This is a genomic window from Geothrix rubra (genome assembly GCF_030268065.1).
GTDB lineage: Bacteria > Acidobacteriota > Holophagae > Holophagales > Holophagaceae > Geothrix > Geothrix rubra.
Map to the genome: position 1 here is coordinate 906,805 of NZ_BSDD01000001.1, position 17,732 is coordinate 924,536.

Annotated in this window: 20 protein-coding genes and 1 tRNA gene; 7 read left to right on the forward strand and 14 right to left on the reverse strand. The window is 64.6% G+C overall.

The window, feature by feature from the left end; genetic code table 11:
- Positions 1 to 32: 32 nt before the first annotated feature.
- Positions 33 to 479, reverse strand: a complete 447-nt coding sequence (locus QSJ33_RS04105; RefSeq protein WP_285723198.1) for an FKBP-type peptidyl-prolyl cis-trans isomerase — start codon at positions 477 to 479, stop codon at positions 33 to 35.
- A gap of 154 nt (positions 480 to 633) precedes the next feature.
- Here QSJ33_RS04105 and QSJ33_RS04110 point away from each other — a divergent pair, with 154 nt between their 5' ends.
- The 4 genes from QSJ33_RS04110 to QSJ33_RS04125 all read left to right on the forward strand — a co-directional run bounded on the left by QSJ33_RS04110 (position 634) and on the right by QSJ33_RS04125 (position 3,871).
- The gene (locus tag QSJ33_RS04110; RefSeq protein ID WP_285723199.1) at positions 634 to 939 is read left to right on the forward strand and encodes a hypothetical protein; all 306 of its coding nucleotides are present in this window, start codon (positions 634 to 636) and stop codon (positions 937 to 939) included.
- A gap of 377 nt (positions 940 to 1,316) precedes the next feature.
- A complete protein-coding gene (locus tag QSJ33_RS04115) occupies positions 1,317 to 2,249 on the forward strand; it encodes a hypothetical protein (protein WP_285723200.1) in 933 nt (310 codons plus the stop codon).
- Positions 2,246 to 2,869 (forward strand): hypothetical protein, encoded by a 624-nt coding sequence (locus QSJ33_RS04120; protein WP_285723201.1) that lies wholly within the window; start codon positions 2,246 to 2,248, stop codon positions 2,867 to 2,869. The genes QSJ33_RS04115 and QSJ33_RS04120 overlap by 4 nt, the downstream gene beginning before the upstream one ends.
- A 423-nt stretch (positions 2,870 to 3,292) precedes the next feature.
- Positions 3,293 to 3,871: a hypothetical protein gene (locus QSJ33_RS04125; protein ID WP_285723203.1), complete on the forward strand. Its 579-nt coding sequence runs from the start codon at positions 3,293 to 3,295 to the stop codon at positions 3,869 to 3,871.
- Positions 3,872 to 4,115: 244 nt separating this feature from the next.
- Here the strand turns inward: QSJ33_RS04125 and QSJ33_RS04130 are convergent.
- The 7 genes from QSJ33_RS04130 to QSJ33_RS04160 form a co-directional block, all read right to left on the reverse strand.
- A tRNA-Thr gene (locus QSJ33_RS04130) sits at positions 4,116 to 4,191 on the reverse strand.
- A 36-nt stretch (positions 4,192 to 4,227) separates the two neighbouring features.
- Positions 4,228 to 6,372, reverse strand: a complete 2,145-nt coding sequence (locus tag QSJ33_RS04135; protein WP_285723204.1) for a prolyl oligopeptidase family serine peptidase — start codon at positions 6,370 to 6,372, stop codon at positions 4,228 to 4,230.
- A gap of 59 nt (positions 6,373 to 6,431) precedes the next feature.
- On the reverse strand, positions 6,432 to 6,851 hold the full coding sequence (locus QSJ33_RS04140) for a hypothetical protein (RefSeq protein ID WP_285723206.1): 420 nt from the start codon (positions 6,849 to 6,851) through the stop codon (positions 6,432 to 6,434).
- Positions 6,852 to 6,877: 26 nt separating this feature from the next.
- Positions 6,878 to 8,539: an N-acetylmuramoyl-L-alanine amidase family protein gene (locus QSJ33_RS04145; RefSeq protein WP_285723208.1), complete on the reverse strand. Its 1,662-nt coding sequence runs from the start codon at positions 8,537 to 8,539 to the stop codon at positions 6,878 to 6,880.
- Positions 8,527 to 9,066, reverse strand: coding sequence for a hypothetical protein (locus QSJ33_RS04150; RefSeq protein WP_285723210.1), 540 nt, complete (start codon positions 9,064 to 9,066; stop codon positions 8,527 to 8,529). The genes QSJ33_RS04145 and QSJ33_RS04150 overlap by 13 nt, the downstream gene beginning before the upstream one ends.
- Positions 9,063 to 9,680 carry a recombination-associated protein RdgC gene (gene rdgC / locus QSJ33_RS04155; protein WP_285723212.1) on the reverse strand — a complete coding sequence of 206 codons (618 nt, stop codon included), beginning with the start codon at positions 9,678 to 9,680 and terminating at the stop codon, positions 9,063 to 9,065. The genes QSJ33_RS04150 and rdgC overlap by 4 nt, the downstream gene beginning before the upstream one ends.
- The gene (locus QSJ33_RS04160; RefSeq protein WP_285723213.1) at positions 9,677 to 10,600 is read right to left on the reverse strand and encodes a PP2C family protein-serine/threonine phosphatase; all 924 of its coding nucleotides are present in this window, start codon (positions 10,598 to 10,600) and stop codon (positions 9,677 to 9,679) included. Before QSJ33_RS04160 ends, rdgC begins: the two co-directional genes overlap by 4 nt.
- 143 nt (positions 10,601 to 10,743) lie before the next feature.
- Here QSJ33_RS04160 and QSJ33_RS04165 point away from each other — a divergent pair, with 143 nt between their 5' ends.
- From QSJ33_RS04165 to QSJ33_RS04175, 3 genes are read left to right on the forward strand one after another with little or no spacing between them, the layout of a single operon-like run.
- Positions 10,744 to 11,613, forward strand: a complete 870-nt coding sequence (locus tag QSJ33_RS04165) for a 3-hydroxyacyl-CoA dehydrogenase family protein (protein WP_285723215.1) — start codon at positions 10,744 to 10,746, stop codon at positions 11,611 to 11,613.
- A complete protein-coding gene (locus QSJ33_RS04170) occupies positions 11,610 to 11,762 on the forward strand; it encodes a hypothetical protein (RefSeq protein ID WP_285723217.1) in 153 nt (50 codons plus the stop codon). The genes QSJ33_RS04165 and QSJ33_RS04170 overlap by 4 nt, the downstream gene beginning before the upstream one ends.
- Positions 11,763 to 11,783: 21 nt before the next feature.
- Entirely contained in the window at positions 11,784 to 11,984 is a 201-nt protein-coding gene (locus QSJ33_RS04175) for a hypothetical protein (protein WP_285723219.1), read from the forward strand.
- 64 nt (positions 11,985 to 12,048) lie between these two features.
- Here the strand turns inward: QSJ33_RS04175 and QSJ33_RS04180 are convergent, their stop codons facing one another.
- From QSJ33_RS04180 to QSJ33_RS04205, 6 genes are all read right to left on the reverse strand, one after another.
- Positions 12,049 to 14,127 carry a type IV pilus secretin PilQ gene (locus tag QSJ33_RS04180; protein ID WP_285723221.1) on the reverse strand — a complete coding sequence of 693 codons (2,079 nt, stop codon included), beginning with the start codon at positions 14,125 to 14,127 and terminating at the stop codon, positions 12,049 to 12,051.
- On the reverse strand, positions 14,124 to 14,576 hold the full coding sequence (locus QSJ33_RS04185; RefSeq protein WP_285723223.1) for a hypothetical protein: 453 nt from the start codon (positions 14,574 to 14,576) through the stop codon (positions 14,124 to 14,126). Before QSJ33_RS04185 ends, QSJ33_RS04180 begins: the two co-directional genes overlap by 4 nt.
- An 11-nt stretch (positions 14,577 to 14,587) precedes the next feature.
- On the reverse strand, positions 14,588 to 15,196 hold the full coding sequence (locus QSJ33_RS04190) for a type IV pilus inner membrane component PilO (RefSeq protein ID WP_285723225.1): 609 nt from the start codon (positions 15,194 to 15,196) through the stop codon (positions 14,588 to 14,590).
- A gap of 8 nt (positions 15,197 to 15,204) precedes the next feature.
- Positions 15,205 to 15,807 (reverse strand): PilN domain-containing protein, encoded by a 603-nt coding sequence (locus tag QSJ33_RS04195; protein ID WP_285723226.1) that lies wholly within the window; start codon positions 15,805 to 15,807, stop codon positions 15,205 to 15,207.
- On the reverse strand, positions 15,804 to 16,898 hold the full coding sequence (gene pilM, locus QSJ33_RS04200) for a type IV pilus assembly protein PilM (RefSeq protein WP_309564086.1): 1,095 nt from the start codon (positions 16,896 to 16,898) through the stop codon (positions 15,804 to 15,806). Before pilM ends, QSJ33_RS04195 begins: the two co-directional genes overlap by 4 nt.
- Before the next feature lie 66 nt (positions 16,899 to 16,964).
- Complete coding sequence (locus QSJ33_RS04205; RefSeq protein WP_285723230.1) at positions 16,965 to 17,732, reverse strand: Stp1/IreP family PP2C-type Ser/Thr phosphatase; 768 nt, start codon at positions 17,730 to 17,732, stop codon at positions 16,965 to 16,967.

Below are 17,732 nucleotides of genomic sequence, written 5' to 3' on the forward strand. Positions count from 1 at the left end.
GAGGCGGATCATCGGGGAATCAGGCGAATCGGCTAGCGGAGCGCCACCAGCTCCAGCTCGAAGATCAGGGTCGAACCCGGGGGGATGTCCGTCCCGGCCTCCCGGGCGGTGTAGCCCAGGGCCGGCGGGACCACCAGCAGGCGCCGGCCGCCGGCCTTCATGGTGGCCAGGCCCTCGTCCCACCCCTTGATCACGCGCCCCACCCCGAAGGGGAACTCCGCCGGGTAGCCCCGCGCCCGGGAGTCCACGAACAGCTTCCCCTTCCGGCGGCCGCGGGCCACCCACCCCTGGTATTCCACCACGCAGCCCTGCCCCACCTTCGGCGAGGGCCCCGTCCCTTGCACCAGGTCCGCGTACTTGAGCCCGCTCTTCGTCTGGATCAGCTTCGACGGGAGCCGGGTGGATGGGCCCTTCGCCCCGTGGGCCGACAAGAGGGACGCCAGCGCCAACCCGGCGACGAGCATGGGATTTCGGATCATGGCGCGGTCCTCTCGAACGGAATTTTGCCGATCAGGCTACCAGATCCGTTCCCCGGGGGCATGTCCTGTCGACACCGACGTCCGCCATCCGGGGCCCGATTGGCGGAGAATGCAGGGTGGGCGCAGGTGGCCCGCACGTCATCCCGGAGTGATCGTGGACTACGCATTCAAGCCAGGGGATCGGGTGCGCCTCACCCGCGAGGGCGTGACCTGCTACGGGGGCGCCTGGCCGCACTTCGTCCCCCAGGGCCAGGGCGGAGGCACCCCCGGCACCGTGCTCCTCGCCGAAGACCGCCCCCACAAGCCCGGCGCCGCCCCCCGCCCCTACTACGTCCGCTGGGACAACGGCGTGGAGAACAGCTACCGGGTGGAGGATTTGGAGGGGGTGGGGGCGGCGCCTGAGACCGTGACGGACGGAGGGGCGGCGGGGAATATCGTGGCGTTCAGGCGGCCGGGGTGAACAGGCGGCGCTGACCGCAGCCGCGTGTTGCGGTGGCCGCCATTCGTCTCCTCATCACCACCGGCGCCCGGCTCGACGAGATCCTGCGCTTGCGCTAGGGCGAGGTGGAGATGGGGGGTGGTGTCCTTTTGCCTTAAGGGCTCCGAGACCGGAGCCAAGGCCATCCTTCTGAACAAGCCGACGGGAGAAGGGTATGAGAGGCCTGCCCCTGATGCTCGACACCCCCTGAGTCATCGCAGACTTGGTTTTTCGAATTCAATCTCAATGTACTGGTAACTTTATCCTACCGTTCCCCCCCCCAAAATATACCGTTCAGCCTAAAAATAGCCTCAATACAGCGCGGGTGAGCTAGGATCGCAACAAGCCCAGGAGTGCAAATGGCCGTCAAGTTACTTGGTATTGAGCTTGAGCTTGGCGATAAATTCACTCTAGCAGATTTTACAAAATATCTTGCTTCTTTCAACGATGAAAAAATCGATGGAAAAGAGTTTAAAAGAATGTTTTTATTTTCAGAACACCCCAGTGGGGATTACTTCAAAGGGCTTGTTGTAACTATTAAAAAACAAAAAACCCTTGTCACACTAAAAAAGGAAACCAGTGGCCTTAAAATCATAGTTAAAGGCATGGAAAAAGATAGTGAATTGATGGAATATAATTTTTTCATCGTCAATAAGAACTCATTAAAGGGATTCTATCTGTATCCATCTGGCTCATACAGCATTTTATCATTTTGTAAACAACTTGGAAGGGCATGGAAAAAAATGGCTCTTCTTGACGCAAAAGCTACATTCAAAGCGATCCCTCGAATCGAAAGAGAAGAAAAATTCAAAGAATATTACGAAAAAAATTATGGCAACAGCCTTAAAGCAGTTCCACTCGTGAGGCCTGGTGATTTCGCGGCTCTGGTCGAAGAACTATCTTCATTGAAATCCATGTCTATTGAATTTTCTGAACCAAGATATGTTTCAAGGCTATTTTCTCCAAGCAAAAAATATCTTCAAAGTCATCGAGAATTTTTAACGTTTAAGGCAGTTGAAGAAGGTGAATTAGGAAAACTTACTGCTAATATAGTTGAAGTCATTACACGTACAAAGCCCAAAAAATGCACTATCCATGGCGAGGAAGATGGTGTAATCCAACTCATTAATCTTGAAAATAATATTCGTTCATTTGAAACTTATAGGTATGACGATATTTCTAACAAAATTGTCGAACTAGAGTTAGCAAAATTTGAAAGCTGCATAATATTTGATGCTTTAATAACAAGAGCCTCCACAGAACCAATGATTACAAGAAAGAATTCGAAATGATGCAATTAGCCTCAAACCCTCAAGATAATAGGAATAGAACTCGAATAATTTTTTATATTCTAATGCCTATTATACTATCATTTGCACTACCACTCGTCAGTTTAGAGATATGGAAGTTTTGCTCAGAAAAAAATCCCGATATATATAAAATATATTCAACTATTTACAGAACACCTTTATTTGCTGGCTTTATTACAGCAGGGAGCTTTCTGTTTTCCGTAAAAACATTTTCCATTTTCCGCATCCATGATGAGGTATTTAAAGATCAGAGTTATCAAAAAAAGCATATTGAGGATGTAAGGCTGGGAGAAAAAAAGGAATTTCTAGAACCATTAATGAATTTCAGCGACTATCTTTTTGCTTCTATATTATTATCATTTATTTCTTCCATTGCGCAACTCACAATTGGTGCAATCCCAAATGATCATTGTTCAATAATTAGTTTGTCATTAGCATTTTCGGCATTCACATCAATAATAATATCTCTCTTCTTTTTAAAGATGAATCTAGAAGAATGGTTTGATATTCGATCAGCACACTTTGCAGACGACTTAACAAAAATTAAAAACCAGATAGATGCTGAAGTTAAAGATAGAATCAAAGAGCATGGTGAGCTATAAACAACTATCATCATTATAGTTCATAAACTTAAAATAAAACATAAATATTATCCAAATTAAAGCAATTAACCTAAAATATATTCCACAAAGTTGTGAGATCGGCTCGAACTCGTGAGGATCAGGCACGACTCACACCGATATCACCGGTCCGTATGGACCAGACGGCGAGCTCACGCTCGGCCCATCAGCCCCAATATTTGTAAGGGAGTGATGGGTCGAGACGGACGCAGGAGAAAAACATTCAGGGGCCCCAGATAGACCTGCGAAAGGCGAGAGGGATCCAAGCTGGCCCCCGCAGGGTGGACCCGAACCGTCGAAATTTCCGGTTGGACCGTCCGGGCCTTAGATCGATACCGCCAACGGATTTTCTCAATCCCCCCGCTTGAGCAGGCCTAGACTCCCGCAACCGTTCAGGAGGCGCACATGAGAAGTGAGGCCTTGCCAGTTGTTCTTTCGCTCGTCTTCGCGCTCGGATGCGCCGGCGTGAAAATCACGCCCATTTCGCCCCAGCGCGCCCTTGCCTTGCACCAGACCGAGGCCAATGAGAGCGGCTACGTGGTCTATGAGCCCATGGTCGTCGTAGAAATCACGTCGAAAGAGGTTTGTCTGAAGAAGGACAAGGATGGGAAATGCACCGAGTCCATCGTCCAATGCACGGCTGGCGCCCCTTTTGTTCTCCCCGATTATCGGAAGCCCTATCTCGTCGATGTCAAATCGGGCTTCGGAAAGTCAGGGGCCGACATCACGATCACCGATGGCTGGCGACTCGGAAACATCAAGGACAACTCCGACAACACAGCGGTATTGGGATCCGTCCAGAAGTTGCTTGAGGGCAACCTTTCTGGGCTGCTGCGTGCACCCAGCGGATTAGCCCCTGAGAAATCCACCGAGAGACCCATACCATCCGGCTTGTACCGGGTCGACCTTACTCCAGATAGCAACAACAAGATCGGTTTGGTACTGCTTCAGAGCTATGTATCCGGTTCCAAATCATCTGATTAGGCATCTTAGCCTCACTGTACGCACGACCATATTCGGTAAGCCGAGGCCATGCCTTCGAAGGGCCTATCCGAAGCAAGGTGGGGCGCCGTCCCACGCGGTCGGGATTCGAACCGCGTCTGGCTTCGCCAGCCGCCGGCCTTCTCCGGCGTGCCATCAAGGCACGCCTCCGAAGTCCACTCGCAGGTTCGAATCCCGCAGGGATTCACGCCAACGCAAAGGCCCCCGCTTTGGGGGGCCTTTGCGTTGGAGCCAACTACAGGATTCGAACCTGCGACCTGCTGATTACGAATCAGCTGCTCTACCAGCTGAGCTAAGTTGGCGCTGGCTCTCCAGTGTGCCTGGGAGGGCGGCCGGAATCAAGGCTGGGGCTCTTTCCCGAAGTCGGGGGGGAGGGTCATGTGCAGGTTCTTCACGAGGAAGGCCCACTGGTCGGCGCGCTCGGCGAGGACCTTGCCGGTGGGCTTGCCGGCGCCGTGGCCGCCCATGGTCTCGATGCGGGTGAGGACGGGGGCGGGACCGGCCTGGTCGGCCTGGAGGGTGGCGATGAACTTGTGGCTGTGGGCGGGCACCACGCGGTCGTCATGGTCGCCGGTGGTCAACAGGGTGGGCGGGTAGGCCACGCCGGGCTTCAGGTTCTGCAGGGGGCTGTAGGCCATGAGCCGCTTGAAGCCCTCGGGGTCGCTGGACACGTCGTAGTCGCTCTTCCACATCCAGCCGATGGTGAAGGTGTGGTACCGCAGCATGTCCATGACGCCGACCATGGGCAGGCAGGCGCCGAAAAGGTCGGGCCGCTGGGTCATGCAGGCGCCCACCAGCAGGCCGCCATTGGAGCCGCCCATGATGGCCAGCTTCGGCGTGCAGGTGTACTTCTCGCGGATGAGCCACTCGGCGGCGGCGATGAAGTCGTCGAAGACGTTCTGCTTGTTGGCGAGCCGCCCGGCGTCGTGCCAGGCCTTGCCGTACTCGCTGCCGCCCCGGAGGGCCGCCTGGGCGTAGATGCCACCCATCTCCATCCAGGCCAGGTTCGCGGGGGCGAAGGCCGGGGCCGCGGGGATGTTGAAGCCGCCGTAGCCGTAGAGCAGGGTGGGGTTCTGCCCGTCGAGCTTCAGGCCCTTCCGGTAGGCGAGGAACAGGGGCACGCGGGTGCCGTCCTTGCTGGTGTAGAAGGCCTCCTTCACCTCGAAGCGGGCGGGATCGAAGGCCACCTTGGGCTGGCGGAAGACGGCGCTCTTCCCGGTGGCGAAGTCGTAGCGGTAGAGGGTGGGGGGGAGGTTGTAGCTGGTGAAGGTGTAGAAGGTCTCGCGGTCCTTCCGGCGCCCGCCGAAGCCGGCCAGGGTGCCCACGCCCGGAAGGGCGATCTCCTTCTGGAGCCGGCCCTTCAGGTCGTAGAGGCGCACCCGCTGGAGGGCGTCCACCCGCCAGGTGGCCGCGAAGCGGTTGGCCACCAGGTTCACGCCGGCGAGCACGTCCTGGCCTTTGGCCTGGGGGATGAGCTCGTGCCAGTCCTTCGCGTCGGGATGGGCCTTCCGGATGGCCACGAGGCGGCCCCGGGGGGCGTCGTGGTCGGTGAAGACGTAGAAGGTGTCCCGGTCGTTGCCGACGACCTGGTAGGCCGCGTCGAAGCGGTCCAGCCAGGGCTCGACCTGGGCGCCGGGCTTCCGGAGATCCTGGAGGAAGATGCGCCGCCGCTGGCCCGTGCCCTCGTTCTGGGCGATCACCAGCCAGGCGCCGTCGTCCGTGACGTGGGCGCGGAAGCCCCAGTCCGGATGGTCCGGCCGCTCGTAGACCACCCGGTCCTGCGCCAGGGGCGTGCCCAGCCGGTGGAAGAGGAGCTGCTGGTTCCGGAAGACGCCGGTGAGGGCGCTGCGGTCCTTCGGCAGGGGGTAGCGGGTGTAGTAGAAGCCGGAACCGTCCTTGGCCCAGGCGTTCACGCCGCTGCGGCCCAGGGGCAGCTCGTCGGGCAGGTCCTGGCCCGTGGCCACGCGGCGGACCTTCCAGACCACCAGATCCGCCCCGCCCTTGGACAGGGCGTAGGCCATGAGCGCGCCGTCCTCCGAGAGCGACATCCCGCTGAGGGCGGTGGTGCCGTCGGCGCTGAGGGCGTTGGGATCCAGGAGCACCCGCCCCCGGTCCTGCAGGCGGTCCGTGACGTAGAGCACCGCCTGGTTCTGCAGGCCCGTGTTGGCGCTGTAGAAGTAGTGCTTCCCGCGCTTGCTGGGGGCGCTGTACTTCTCGAAGTCCCACAGCCGGGTCAGGCGGGCCCGGATGGCGTCGCGCTCGGGAATCTGGTCCAGGTAGGCGGAGGTGACTTGGTTCTCGGCCTCCACCCAGGCCTTCGTCTCCGCGCTGTTCTCGTCCTCCAGCCAGCGGTAGGGATCCGCCACCTTCGTGCCGTGGTAGTCATCCACCACGTCCCCCTTCCGGGTGGCCGGATAGGTCAGGGGCGTCTGCGCGGCCAGGGCCGCGGCCAGCAGGAACGCGAAGGATGGGCGCCAGCGCATGGGGACCTCCAGGGGCTTTCCCCCAGGATGCCTCGCAACACTAGGTTTGCACAATCCCCTCAGTGCCGGGACCAGGCGAGGGCCCAGAGCAGGCCCAGGACGGCCAGGGCATCGACTTCATCCGGATCCAGGCGCTCGTTGCGCCGGGCCAGCTCCTCGGGGCCGGGGCCGCGCATGACCACGCGGTGGCTCTCGCCGGAGGGATCCTCCAGCATCACCCAGTCAGGGGCCGTGCGCCCCACGACCGTGGCGCCGATCCGGGGCGGTCCGGGCTTCCACCGCAGCTCCAGGGGTTCCCACTGGCCGGCGTTCATGAGGCGCCAGGTTCCCTCCGGCGGGACGGACGGCAGGGCCAGCACCGCATCCCGGTCCAGGAAGCGGACGACGATGCGGGCCGCGGGAGGCGGGACGGGTTCGGCCCGGCGGCAGGCCAGGCCGACGGCCGCAAGCAGGACGAGGGGGATCCACAGGCCTCGCATGAAACCTCCCGTCTGGGCCGGGGCGGCTACCCCCGATAGTACGCCCGGATGGCGTTCACCACCGCCACGGCGTACCGCTCCCGGAAGGCGGGATCCCGCAGGTTGGCGGCATCCTCGTCGTTGGCGAGGTTGGCCACCTCCACCAGGACCTTGGTGGCGCTGGTGCTGTAGCGGATCACGGCGGGCACCCACTTCACGCCGTTCCGGATCACGACGTTCCGGATGGGGCGGTTGAGGTGGACGGGGATGTCGCCCCGGCCCAGCGCCTTCAGCAGCGTCTCGGAGAACTGGCGGCTGCGGGCCTCGCCCTGCAGCTTCTGGCGCGGGGTGAAGGCGACGCGGGAGAACCGCTTCATCTCCGCCACCCGGCCCGCCCGGGCGCCGTTGAGCGCGAAGCGGGCCGGCACCAGGGCCGCGCCCGGCACGTAGACCATGGTCCCCCGCGAGCTGGGGTGCAGGCTGTCGGCGTGGAAGCTGATGAAGAGGGTCTTCTTCGGATCGCCGTGCTTCGCCACGAAGTCCGAGAACAGCTCGTTGGCCAGCACCCAGCGCAGGTGCACGCTCACCGCCGTGGGGCTCTCGCCGTCGTTGGCGAAGGGCGGCGTGGTGAGGATCTCCGCCGCGTGGCTGGGCGCCTTGATGCTGTCGCGGGTGCGGAAGCCCAGCCCGGGATAGCGGATGGTGCTGCTCACCTCGGCGTCGGTCTCCTGCTCCAGCAGCTGCCGGACCCGCATGGCGATGTCGTAGACGAAGTCGGACTCCCAGGCGCCGTTGGCGGCGGCCCCGATGTCCACCCCGCCGTGGCCCGCGTCCACCACGATGCGCACGCCCTTGAGCCTGGGACCGGCCTCCACGCGGACCGTCCGGCGCACCTCGGCCCGCACTTCCCGCTCCTCCGCCAGGCCCACGGTGCCCTCGGGCTGGAAGGGATCCGCCAGTACGGAGACGGGGATCTTGATGAGCTGGCCGGGCTGGATGCTGCGCAGGTCGGCGATGCCGCTGCGGCGGGCCAGCTGCTCGGCGAAGTCGTTCACGGCCTTGGGATCCACCCGGTCGGTGTACCGCATGACCACGCTCGAGTAGAGGGCCTCGCCCTTGCGCAGGTGGTAGGCGGCGTACTTGCCCTGGGCGTCCTCGCCGTAGGTGAGCAGGGCCCGGTAGGCGGCCACGCGGGCCTCGTCGTCGAGGTCATCCTCGGGCTGGGAGCGGTCCGCGCCCCGGGTCTGGCCGCCGAGGTCCACCGAGAGCAGCGGCAGCGGGATGCGCCAGGTGTCGCCCTCCACCAGCTTCTCGGGGAGCCCCGGGTTCTCCGCCATGAGCTTGTCGTAGTTCTGGCCATGCCCCGTGAACAGGGCCGCCAGGGTCCACACGGACTCCACCTCGGGGTGCCGGACCACGTGCCGCACGCCATCGCTGCGCCACTGGTCCCCGGGGAAGAAGGCCGCCAGGGCCCAGCGCTTCCCGTCGGGCGAGAGCTGCTCGAAGGGCACCCACCCGTGCGCATCCGCCCCCTTGGCCAGGAAGGCCCTGGGAAGGCCGCGCCCCTCCACGCTGAGGCCCTTGCGGAACTGGAGCCGGAGGATGAGGAGCTGGCCGGACGGGGTCCGGGCGTGGACCATCACCGGGGCGGGATCCTGGACCGGTGGCGCCGCCAGGAGGGCCGGGAGCAGGAGGCTCAGGCCTCCCAAGGCACCTCTCCCCCGGGGCCGGCGAGGCCGCCCCGGACCCAGGCCTTCAGGGACTCGGCCATCCCGTCCCCATCCTCGGCCCGGGCGCGCAGGAAGTGCTGGAAGCGGCGCTCCAGGTGCCCCGCCCCCTCCTCCAGCAGGTAGAGGCGGTCGTGGAGACGGTCCTGGGGGGCCTTGCCGCTGCTCGGGGGGAGCTTCAGCGTGCCCATGTCCAGGGTCGCGGCATTGAGGGTGAAGACCCACTCCATGTCCCCCGAGAGGATGCGGAGCTTCACGCGCGCCGGACGCATGCCGCGGCTGAGGGCCTCGAAGGCCTCCCGGCTCTCGGCGGGACTGCCCTTGCGGAGGGAGATCTCCTTCACCTCGCCCCGCTCGGAGGCCAGCTGGATGGCGTCATCCACGAAGCAGGCCGAACCGTCGCCCTCCTCGCCGCTGGCGCCTCCTTCCGTCTGGCTCCGCATCCACAGCCAGAGGAGGAACTCCTCGCCGAGGAAACGGCCCTGTTCCATGAGCTCCATGGGCTTCATCCCTGGGCCTCCTCGAGCTCGAGGTCGATGGGATCGAGGGCCATCAGGGCCTCCACGGAAAGGTCGGGACACAAGCGGCCCGACAGGACGAGCGGGGCCAGGGGATGGATCTCGCAGCCGAAGGACTTCATGAAGAGGCTGGCCAGCGCCCCCTGGGCCTTGGCGGAGGAGGCCGTGGTCCAGAGCAGGCCGCCCTTGAGGTCCCAGGCCACCTCCACCACCTTGGGCACCGGCAGCACCTTCCGGAGCAGCTCGACCTTGATCTCGTCCTGCAGGGAGAGGCGGGCCTCCTTGCCCAGGAAGGCCAGGTCCTTCTCCTGGACCAGCTGCTGGGCACGGAGATCCACGTGGGCCTTGAGCAGGGACGGCGGCACCCGGCGGGTGTCGATGCGGAGGGCGAAGACGGCGAAGCGCTCCTGGCTGACCCAGTCCTGCTCCGGCGGCGTGATGAGGGGGTTGCGCCAATCGCACCAGCCCATCCGCTCCTCCTCCAGTCCGTCCTGGAAGGGGCGGAACTGGTCCTGCACCAGGCCGGCCTGGAGGTCCTCCAGGTCCGGCACGGGCCCGAGCACCAGGAACCGCTTGAGGGAGACCGAACCCTGCAGCATGCTCATCGGCGCCGCCTTCCATCGAAAAATCCACGAAGCATCTGCCAGAGCCCACCGCCCCCGCCGCTCCGGTCGGGCCGGAGCACTTCGGGGACCTCCCCGTCGCCCGGCAGGGGCAGCATGGGATCGTTCGCCAGCAGGAGCACGGCGGTGATGTTGTCGCGGCCGCCCTGGGCCAGGGCCTCCTCCACGAGCAGGTCCAGGCTCCGCCTCGGCGTCTGATCCCGCCTCAGCACGTCGAGGATCCGCTCGTCGGAGAGCTCCCCGTGCAGGCCATCGGAACAGCAGAGCAGCCGGTCCCCGCGGCGGAGCGCCAGCCGGTAGAGGGCCACCTGCAGCGGCTGGGGCGACCCCAGGGCCTGGGTGATCATGTTGCGCTGGGGATGGGTGCGGGCCTGCTCGCGGGTCAGGCTGCCCTGGGCCACCAGGTCGTTCACCAGCGTCTGGTCCTCCGTGATCTGGTGGAGCTGGCCCTGGCGGTAGAGGTAGGCGCGGGAATCCCCGATCTGCGCGATGTAGGCGTGGCCGCTCCAGACCACCGCAGCGGTGAGCGTGGAGCCCATCCCCCGCGCGGTCCGGTCATCGTCGGAGTAGCGCAGCACCGCATCGCTGGCCTGCTCCACGGCCGTCACCAGGGCCTGGATGAGCTCCTCTTCCCTGGCCTTGGTCGTGGCCAGGCGGCCCCAGTGCCCGAAGAGGTAGACCGAGACGGCCGCCAGGCCTTCCCGGCTGGCCACCTCGCCGGCCGCCGCGCCGCCCATGCCGTCGGCCACGGCCACGAGCAGACCGGGATCGCCCACCTTGAGGGACCGCGAAGGACTGTTGAGGATGGGTTCCTCGCCGTCCAGCGCGCTCAGGAGATAGGCATCCTCGTTGTTCTTCCGGACCTTGCCCGGATGGGTGATGGCGGCGTAATCGATGAGCATGAAGCGAGACGGCCCTGCCGGACGGTGGGATGCGGGAAGATTCAACGGCCCTTTGCGTTCATCATACCGGGAGGGGGAGTGGATCGCATGAAGGAAGGCGCCGGGAAATCGGGACTCGGGGCATGGGCCGCCGGGGCGCGGGCATGAACGGCCCCCTGGCCATCCTGGGACCGGGGGTGCTCGGCCTCTCCACGGCCCAGTGGGCCGCTGAGCGGGGACTGGCCGTGCGGCTGCTCGGGCGCGATGCGGAGCACGCGGCCCGCGGACGCACGGGGATCGAGCGCCGCTGGGAGTCGGCAGTCCGGAAGGGCCGGCTGGACCCGGCGGCTCACGCCGCGGCCAGCGCCCGGCTGGAGGCCCTCCCCTTCGGCCCGGCGGCCCTCGACGGAGCCGCGGCCTTCCTGGAGGCGATTCCCGAGGTGGTCGAAGCCAAGGTCCGGGTGCTGGCCGCCGCAGCGGCCTGGGGGGGCCCGGACCTGCCCGTGCTCAGCGGCACCTCCGGCCTGCCCGTCACGGATCTGGCGAGGGAGGCCGGGCTCCGGGATCGGCTCCTGGGGTTCCACCTCTTCGTGCCCGTCCCCCGCATGGCGGTGGTGGAGCTGGTGGTTCCCGACGGCACGCCCCAGGCCTGGGTGGACCGGGCCCGCGACCTGGCCGGGGCGCTCGGGAAACAGGTGGCCCAGGTGCGGGACCAGGCGGGCTTCGCCGCAGCACGGATGGCCCTGGCGCAGGGCCTCGAGGCAATGCGGCTCCTGGAGGCCGGCATCGCCGCAGCGGAGGATCTCGATGCGCTGATGACCCTGGGCTACGGGCATCCGGTGGGTCCGCTGGAACTGTCCGACCGGGTGGGCCTGGACCTGCGCCTGGCCATCGCCGAGGGCATCCACCGCAGCACCGGCGATCCGCGGTTCGCGCCGCCCAGGCTCCTGCAGGAGAAGGTGGCCCGCGGCGAGACGGGCCAGCGCGCCGGCCGCGGGTTCTACCATTGGGACGCCTCCGGGAGACGCGCATGAACATTGTGCTGATCGTCACAGGCGCCGCGATCCTCGTGCTGGTGCTGCTCCTGGCCTACAAGATAGGCAGGTTCCTGCTGCGGCTGTGCGTGGGGCTCCTCGCGCTGGCTCTGCTAAGCTGGTGGCTCTGGAACCTGTTCCACTCCTGAATCCAGCCACGAGGAGCAAGCATGGCCGCCATCTCCTGCACCCATTGCGGCGCCGATCTGACCGCCCCCCAGAGCGTCCGCATCGCCGAGTACCAGTTCGGCCACCTCGAGAAGGTCTCCGAGGATCCGGGCTTCAAGTACCGCTTCGACCAGCCGGACAACTACACGATCCTCTGCAACTCCTGCAAGCGCCTCGTCCGCACGCTGCCCATCGCCAAGTAGGCAACCGGCCCCCCTCAAACGAAGAACGGCCCCGATGGGGCCGTTCTTCGTTTGAGGCCTGCCATCAGCCGCGCAGGATGTGCGGCGTGATGAAGATCAGCAGCTCGGCGTTGGACTCCGACTTGGTCTTCGAGCGGAACAGGGCGCCGAGGATCGGGATCCGGGAAAGGAAGGGGACACCGGTCATGCCGTTGGTGCGGTTCGTGACATAGACGCCGCCGAGCACGGCCGTGCCGCCGTCGCGGACGAGCACCTGCGTGTCCAGGGCCTTCCGGACGATGGTGGGCGTGCCGTTCACGGTGCGGCTGAAGTCGGCCTCGGCCTTCTCCAGCTTGATGTCCATGATGATCGTGCCCTCGTTGGTGATCTGGGGCGTGACGTCGAGCTGGAGGTTTGCATCCGCGAAGGCCACGGTGATGGCACCGCCCTGGGCCCCGCCCTGCTGGGTGGGATAGGGGATCTTCTCGCCGCTGAGGATGGTCGCCTTCTTGTTGTTCTGGGTCACCACCTTCGGGGAGGAGACGATCTTCACGACGCCTTCCGTCTCCAGGGCCTGCAGGACCGCGTTCACGCTGAACCGGTCGCTCAGGAAGGAGAACCAGAACTCGCCGGCGGGGTTCGCGATGCTGGTCACGCCATCCTTGCCAGGGGCCCAGGCCACGCCCGCGGTCTGCCCGGAGGCCGGGCGGTTGAATCCCGTCGCGCCATTCCAGAACGGGGAGGCCGTCCCCAGCCAGGGGGTCGAGGTGGAGCTGCTGCCTCCGCTGGTGATGGCCACATTGCCGCTGTTGGACTGCGGCCACTTCACGCCGAAGGCCTGCTGCCAGTTCTTGTTGGCCTCCACCACCCGGGCCTCGATCTGCACCTGGGGGATCTGCACGTCGAGGGTCTGGATGAGCTCGTCGATGACCTTCAGGTTCTTGGGCAGGTCCGTGATGATGAGCGTGTTGGTGCGGTCGTCCAGGATGACGGAGCCGCGCTTGGTCAGCATGTCCTTGAGGATCTTCTGGACGTCGCTCACCTTGGCGTAGGACAGGGGACGGGTCATGGTCTGGAGGTCACCGGCCAGGGCCTTGGTCTCCTCCAGCTTCTTCCGGTCCTCCTCCTCCTTCTGGAGCTTCTCCATCTTGGCGACCCGGAGGACGCCATTCTGGATCTCCTTGCCGAGCCCCGCGTTCTTGAGGACCACGTCCAGCACCTGGTCCCAGGGGGTGTCCGTGAACCGGACGCCGAGGGTGCCCTGGACATCAGGATCGATCACGAGGTTCAGCTTGCCGGTGTCGGCCAGGATCCGGAGCAGTTCCCGGATGTCCGTGTTCTGGAGGTCGATGGTGATCCGGGCGCCCGTGTAGTTGTACTGGGTCTCGCCCAGGGTCCGGCCGGCAGACCGCGATGGCGAAGGGGCGGCGGGCCGGGGCTTCTCGGGCTCCGGAACCTGGATCGCATCGGGACTGGCCACGGGCAGCGCCGTGGAGGCCGCAAGCTGGGGAAGGCTCTGGAACGCCCCGCCGGCGCTGGGAAGCGGCAGGAGGGCCTTCGCGGCCACCACAGGGGCCTGGGTCGGTACCGGGGCGGCCGCGGGCGGCGTCACCGGGGCCGGCGCAGCCTGGGCCGTCACGACCTCCGCGGGCACGGGCATCGACGGAGAGACCACCGGGGCGATCGTCCCGAGGCTGGCCCGCACCGCGCCCTGGCCGGGCGCCAGCAGCAGCTGGACCCCATCGGCCGTGGTGTCCACGGTCACCTGGGTGCCGGAAGCCACTTCCAGGACGAGGCGGGTCACCGGATGGGGCGCCGCGACGAACTGGCCCAGGCGGGCCTTGCGGACCAGGGGATGGTTCAGTCCCGCGAGATCCTTCCGCGTGACGAGGGTGCCCCGCTCGACCCCGGGCAGGTCCACCACCACCCGCATGGGCGAGGAGAGGACCTGGACTCCCGGCTTGGCCGAGAATCCCGGGACCCTCAGGACGACCTTCGCCCCGGCCCCGTCGGAGACGAGGGTGGCGGACTGGAGGGTCGCCGCGGTGTGGGCCGGGACGAAGCCGGTTTCCGATTCGAGGGGAGCGGCCAGGAGGGATCCCGCTTGGATCCCCGCCAGGACCACGCCCCCTGCGACCAGCAAGGAACTCAGGCGAGCATTCATCGATTACCCTCCTCGCGCTTGAACGTCTTGGTAACGGTGCGGAAGACCGAACGGTTGGTGGTGTTCAGTTCCCACTGATGGAAGATCACGGCGCTGTCAGTGATGGCGGCGATCTCTCCATCCTTGAATCGGTGGCCGACGGGCAGCCACCGGACATTTCCCCGACTGTCGGAGATGATTGCGAAATTCTTGCCATCCCGGCGGAGGACGCCCTTCACGGAGATGTCGTCCAGGAGGTCCTGGGCATCCGTGGGACGGTCATCCCGGGGGGTCGCGAAGGGATCCCGCTGGATGACGGGCTTGTAGGGCGTGGCCTTGATGATGGCCACATCCTCGGGAACGGGCGCGGCAGCCGGCACCGGGCCGGTCGTGGCCGGGGCGGGCGCGGGCGCCTGGGCGAGCAGGAGGGTCCCGGCGAGGAAGGCGAGGGGCTGGAGGCGATGGGCCATGGCTGGGTTCCTCAATCCTTCTCCGGAGCCGGAGCGGCGGGAGCCGCCGGCTTCCTGGCAGGGGGCTCGGCCGGGGGCGGCTCGGGATTGTAGACGAAGGCGCTGACGGTGCACTTCACCGAGGCGGGATAGACGCTGCGGCTGTCGGTCTTCCGGGTGATCTCGATGTTGGACAGGTTGATGATCTTGTCGTAGCCGGAGATGAGCGAGGCGAACTGGCCGAAGCTGTGGTAGCCCACCCGGAACTCGAAGGCCACGGGCTTCTCGGTGTAGTAGGTGGACTTCCGGTCCGGCATGAGGGCGAAAGACACCTGGTCGATGCCGGCATCATCCGCCAGCTTCTTGATGCGGTAGGGGATCTCGCCGTAGTCGGTTTCCGTGGGCATGATCTTGACGAGCTGCTCGATGCGCTTGTCCTGCTTGGCGACCTCCTCGCGGAGCTTCTCGTAGTTCGCCTTGAGCAGCTTTCCCTTGTCGACGGAGGCCTGCAGGGCCTGGTTGTCGGCCCGGACGGCCTCGAGGTCGGTCCTCATGCCGCCGAGCAGGAAGAACACCAGCGCGGCCACCACGATGCCCGCCACCGCACCCACCAGGATCTGTTTCTGGAGCTGGGGATTCATGATCTACCTCAGACGGCGTTCTGGAGTTCGAAGGTGATGGTGAATTCCAGGGATCCGTTCGCCACCCGCTTGGCCCCCGGGTAGTTGATCTTCTGGAACCAGCGCGTCCGGGACTGGAGATTCCCGTAGAAGGCGTTGATGGCCTCGAAGTTCCGGCTCTCCCCATCAATGGTGATGGTCGATCCCTTCTGGGTGATCTTCTTGAACCAGACGTCATCGGGGAGGCTGTTCGCAAGCTCTTCGAGGAAGTGGACCGGAAGGGCCTGCTGACGCTTCAGGTTCGTCATCACCTCTTCCTTCTTCTGCAGGGCCTCCTTCTTCTCTCGGAACTTCTTCTCCAGGGCGATGTAGGGCTCGTACTGCTTCTTGTCACGCTCCAGTTCGGCCTTCTTCTCCTTGGCATGGTTGAACTCGTTGTTCAGCCAGACGTAGTAGAGGCCGCCGAGCGCCGCGAAGAGGATGCCCACGATGAGCCCGGCGATGGGCAGGCTGGAGCGGGCCGCACCTTCGCCACCGGAGTAGACCTGGGCCGGTTCGGCGGCCCCCTTGTCGGCGCCCTTCTTGGCCCCCGCGGAGGCCAGCGCGTCACCCAGCAGGTTGATCTTGATCATCGGTCCCCCACTTGGCGCAAGGCCAGCCCGACCACGACGGCGGCGGCGCCCCCGATCTCCCGCACGGTGACGGGATCCTCGGTCCGGCCATCCACTTCGATGAGCTGGAAGGGATTCAGGCGGTCCACGGAGACGCGGAGCCGGTCGGCAAGCACGTCGAGCAGCCCGTGGGCCAGGGAGCCGCCGCCGGCCAGAAGCACCCGGTCCAGGCGGTCCACCTTGAAGCTGCTCTTGAAGAAGTCGAGGGTCCGGCTGAGCTCGTCGGCGAAGGCGTCGGACACGGCGTTGATCGAGGGCTGCACCTCTTCGGGCGTGCGGCCATCGGCCTGCTGCCCTCGCTTCAGCTGCTCGGAGGCCTCGCGGCCGAGGCCCCAGTCCTCCATCAGCTTTTCCGAATAGCGGCCACTGCCCCAGGCCATGTCCCGCCAGAAGACCGACTTGCCGCCGACCATCATGGTGAGGTTGGTGAAGGTCGCGCCCATGTTCACCAGGGCGACCACCTCGTCCCGCCCCGCGCCGACGCTGTTCACCTCATAGGCGTTCTGGAGGGCGAAGACGTCCACATCCACGACCTTGGGCGCACACCCGGCCTGGGTCACGCAGCTCACATAGGACTCGAGCTTGTCCTTGCGGCAGGCCACCAGGACGACGTCCATGTTGCCTTCCTGGGCCCGCTCCTCGATGAGGTAATAATCCAGCGCGTAGGAATCGAGCCCCTGGCCGGCCGGGAAGAAACTCTCGGCTTCCCATCGGACCGATTCCGCCAATTCCGCCTGGCTCATCAGGGGGAATGTCACTTTTTTGACCATGACCTGCTGGCCGGATACGGAGATCGCCACATCCTTGGCCTTGATTTTCTGTTCTGCGAGTATCTGACGGATAGCCGACGCTACAGCGTTGCTATCCATGATGTCGCCATCCACGATGGCGTCGGCGGCAAGGGGGATCTGCCCCAGCTTCTGCAGACGGTAGCGGGTGGAACCACCCTTCCCCACCTGCTGCAGTTCACAGACTTTCACTGAGCTGGAACCGATATCCAAGCCGACAAGACTTTTGGTTTTGCTTCCGAAAAGACCCACCGGACGCCTCACTTGGAGAATTAGGTAAAGGAAATGGTACCGCCGGACAGGATTACGTCAAGGTTAACTATTTTTGCGTCAGCCTTCCTCCGGCTCCCACCCCACGAGCACGGCGGTGATATTGTCCTCACCCCCGTTGTTCCGGGCCACGGAGATCAAGGCTTCCACCGCGGTCTGTAGGTTCGGCGACTGATTCACAATGTCCCAGATCTGAGCATCGCCCACCATTCCTGACAGGCCGTCGGAACAAAGCAAAAGCCGGTCCGATTTCCCAAGTTCCAGTTCCTGGACCTCAACTTCGAGGTCCCCCCCGTTTCCCAGGGCCTGGGTGATCACGTTGCGAAAGGGGTGCACCCGGGCTTCCGAAGGGGTGAGGATCCCATTGGCCACCTGCTCGGCCACCCAGCTGTGGTCCCGGGTCACCTGGCGGATCTCCTCCTTGTTGAGGATATAGGCCCGGCTATCCCCGACATGGGCGAGGGTCGCCTTCGTGCCGCTCAGGAGGCAGGCCACCACGGTGGAGCCCATGGTCTCCCGCTCCGGGTTCCTGCGGATGTCGTCGGCGATGGCCTGATCCGAGAGGAGGAGGGCCACCTTCAGGCGGTTCCCGTCGAAGCTCAGGGTGGTGTCGTATTCCAGGGGCCAGGTGCGGTCCTTCTCCGTGGTCTCGCCCACGAACTGGGCCACCCGCTCGACGACGATGCGGCTGGCGACCTCCCCTGCGGCGTGTCCGCCCAGGCCGTCCGCCACCACATAGAGGCCCAGCTCCGGCGCCGCCAGGAAGCTGTCCTCGTTGTGCTTGCGCACGCAGCCAACATCCGTCATTCCTGCGGCGCGAATCGCCAT

Bases quoted from the DNA above. Each gene is read 5' to 3' on its own strand.
- QSJ33_RS04105 (WP_285723198.1), bottom strand. From the start codon at position 479: ATGATCCGAAATCCCATGCTCGTCGCCGGGTTGGCGCTGGCGTCCCTC.
- QSJ33_RS04115 (WP_285723200.1), top strand. From the start codon at position 1,317: ATGGCCGTCAAGTTACTTGGTATTGAGCTTGAGCTTGGCGATAAATTC.
- QSJ33_RS04120 (WP_285723201.1), top strand. From the start codon at position 2,246: ATGATGCAATTAGCCTCAAACCCTCAAGATAATAGGAATAGAACTCGA.
- QSJ33_RS04125 (WP_285723203.1), top strand. From the start codon at position 3,293: ATGAGAAGTGAGGCCTTGCCAGTTGTTCTTTCGCTCGTCTTCGCGCTC.
- QSJ33_RS04135 (WP_285723204.1), bottom strand. From the start codon at position 6,372: ATGCGCTGGCGCCCATCCTTCGCGTTCCTGCTGGCCGCGGCCCTGGCC.
- QSJ33_RS04140 (WP_285723206.1), bottom strand. From the start codon at position 6,851: ATGCGAGGCCTGTGGATCCCCCTCGTCCTGCTTGCGGCCGTCGGCCTG.
- QSJ33_RS04150 (WP_285723210.1), bottom strand. From the start codon at position 9,066: ATGAAGCCCATGGAGCTCATGGAACAGGGCCGTTTCCTCGGCGAGGAG.
- rdgC (WP_285723212.1), bottom strand. From the start codon at position 9,680: ATGAGCATGCTGCAGGGTTCGGTCTCCCTCAAGCGGTTCCTGGTGCTC.
- QSJ33_RS04160 (WP_285723213.1), bottom strand. From the start codon at position 10,600: ATGCTCATCGATTACGCCGCCATCACCCATCCGGGCAAGGTCCGGAAG.
- QSJ33_RS04165 (WP_285723215.1), top strand. From the start codon at position 10,744: ATGAACGGCCCCCTGGCCATCCTGGGACCGGGGGTGCTCGGCCTCTCC.
- QSJ33_RS04170 (WP_285723217.1), top strand. From the start codon at position 11,610: ATGAACATTGTGCTGATCGTCACAGGCGCCGCGATCCTCGTGCTGGTG.
- QSJ33_RS04175 (WP_285723219.1), top strand. From the start codon at position 11,784: ATGGCCGCCATCTCCTGCACCCATTGCGGCGCCGATCTGACCGCCCCC.
- QSJ33_RS04180 (WP_285723221.1), bottom strand. From the start codon at position 14,127: ATGAATGCTCGCCTGAGTTCCTTGCTGGTCGCAGGGGGCGTGGTCCTG.
- QSJ33_RS04185 (WP_285723223.1), bottom strand. From the start codon at position 14,576: ATGGCCCATCGCCTCCAGCCCCTCGCCTTCCTCGCCGGGACCCTCCTG.
- QSJ33_RS04190 (WP_285723225.1), bottom strand. From the start codon at position 15,196: ATGAATCCCCAGCTCCAGAAACAGATCCTGGTGGGTGCGGTGGCGGGC.
- QSJ33_RS04195 (WP_285723226.1), bottom strand. From the start codon at position 15,807: ATGATCAAGATCAACCTGCTGGGTGACGCGCTGGCCTCCGCGGGGGCC.
- QSJ33_RS04205 (WP_285723230.1), bottom strand. From the start codon at position 17,732: ATGGCGATTCGCGCCGCAGGAATGACGGATGTTGGCTGCGTGCGCAAG.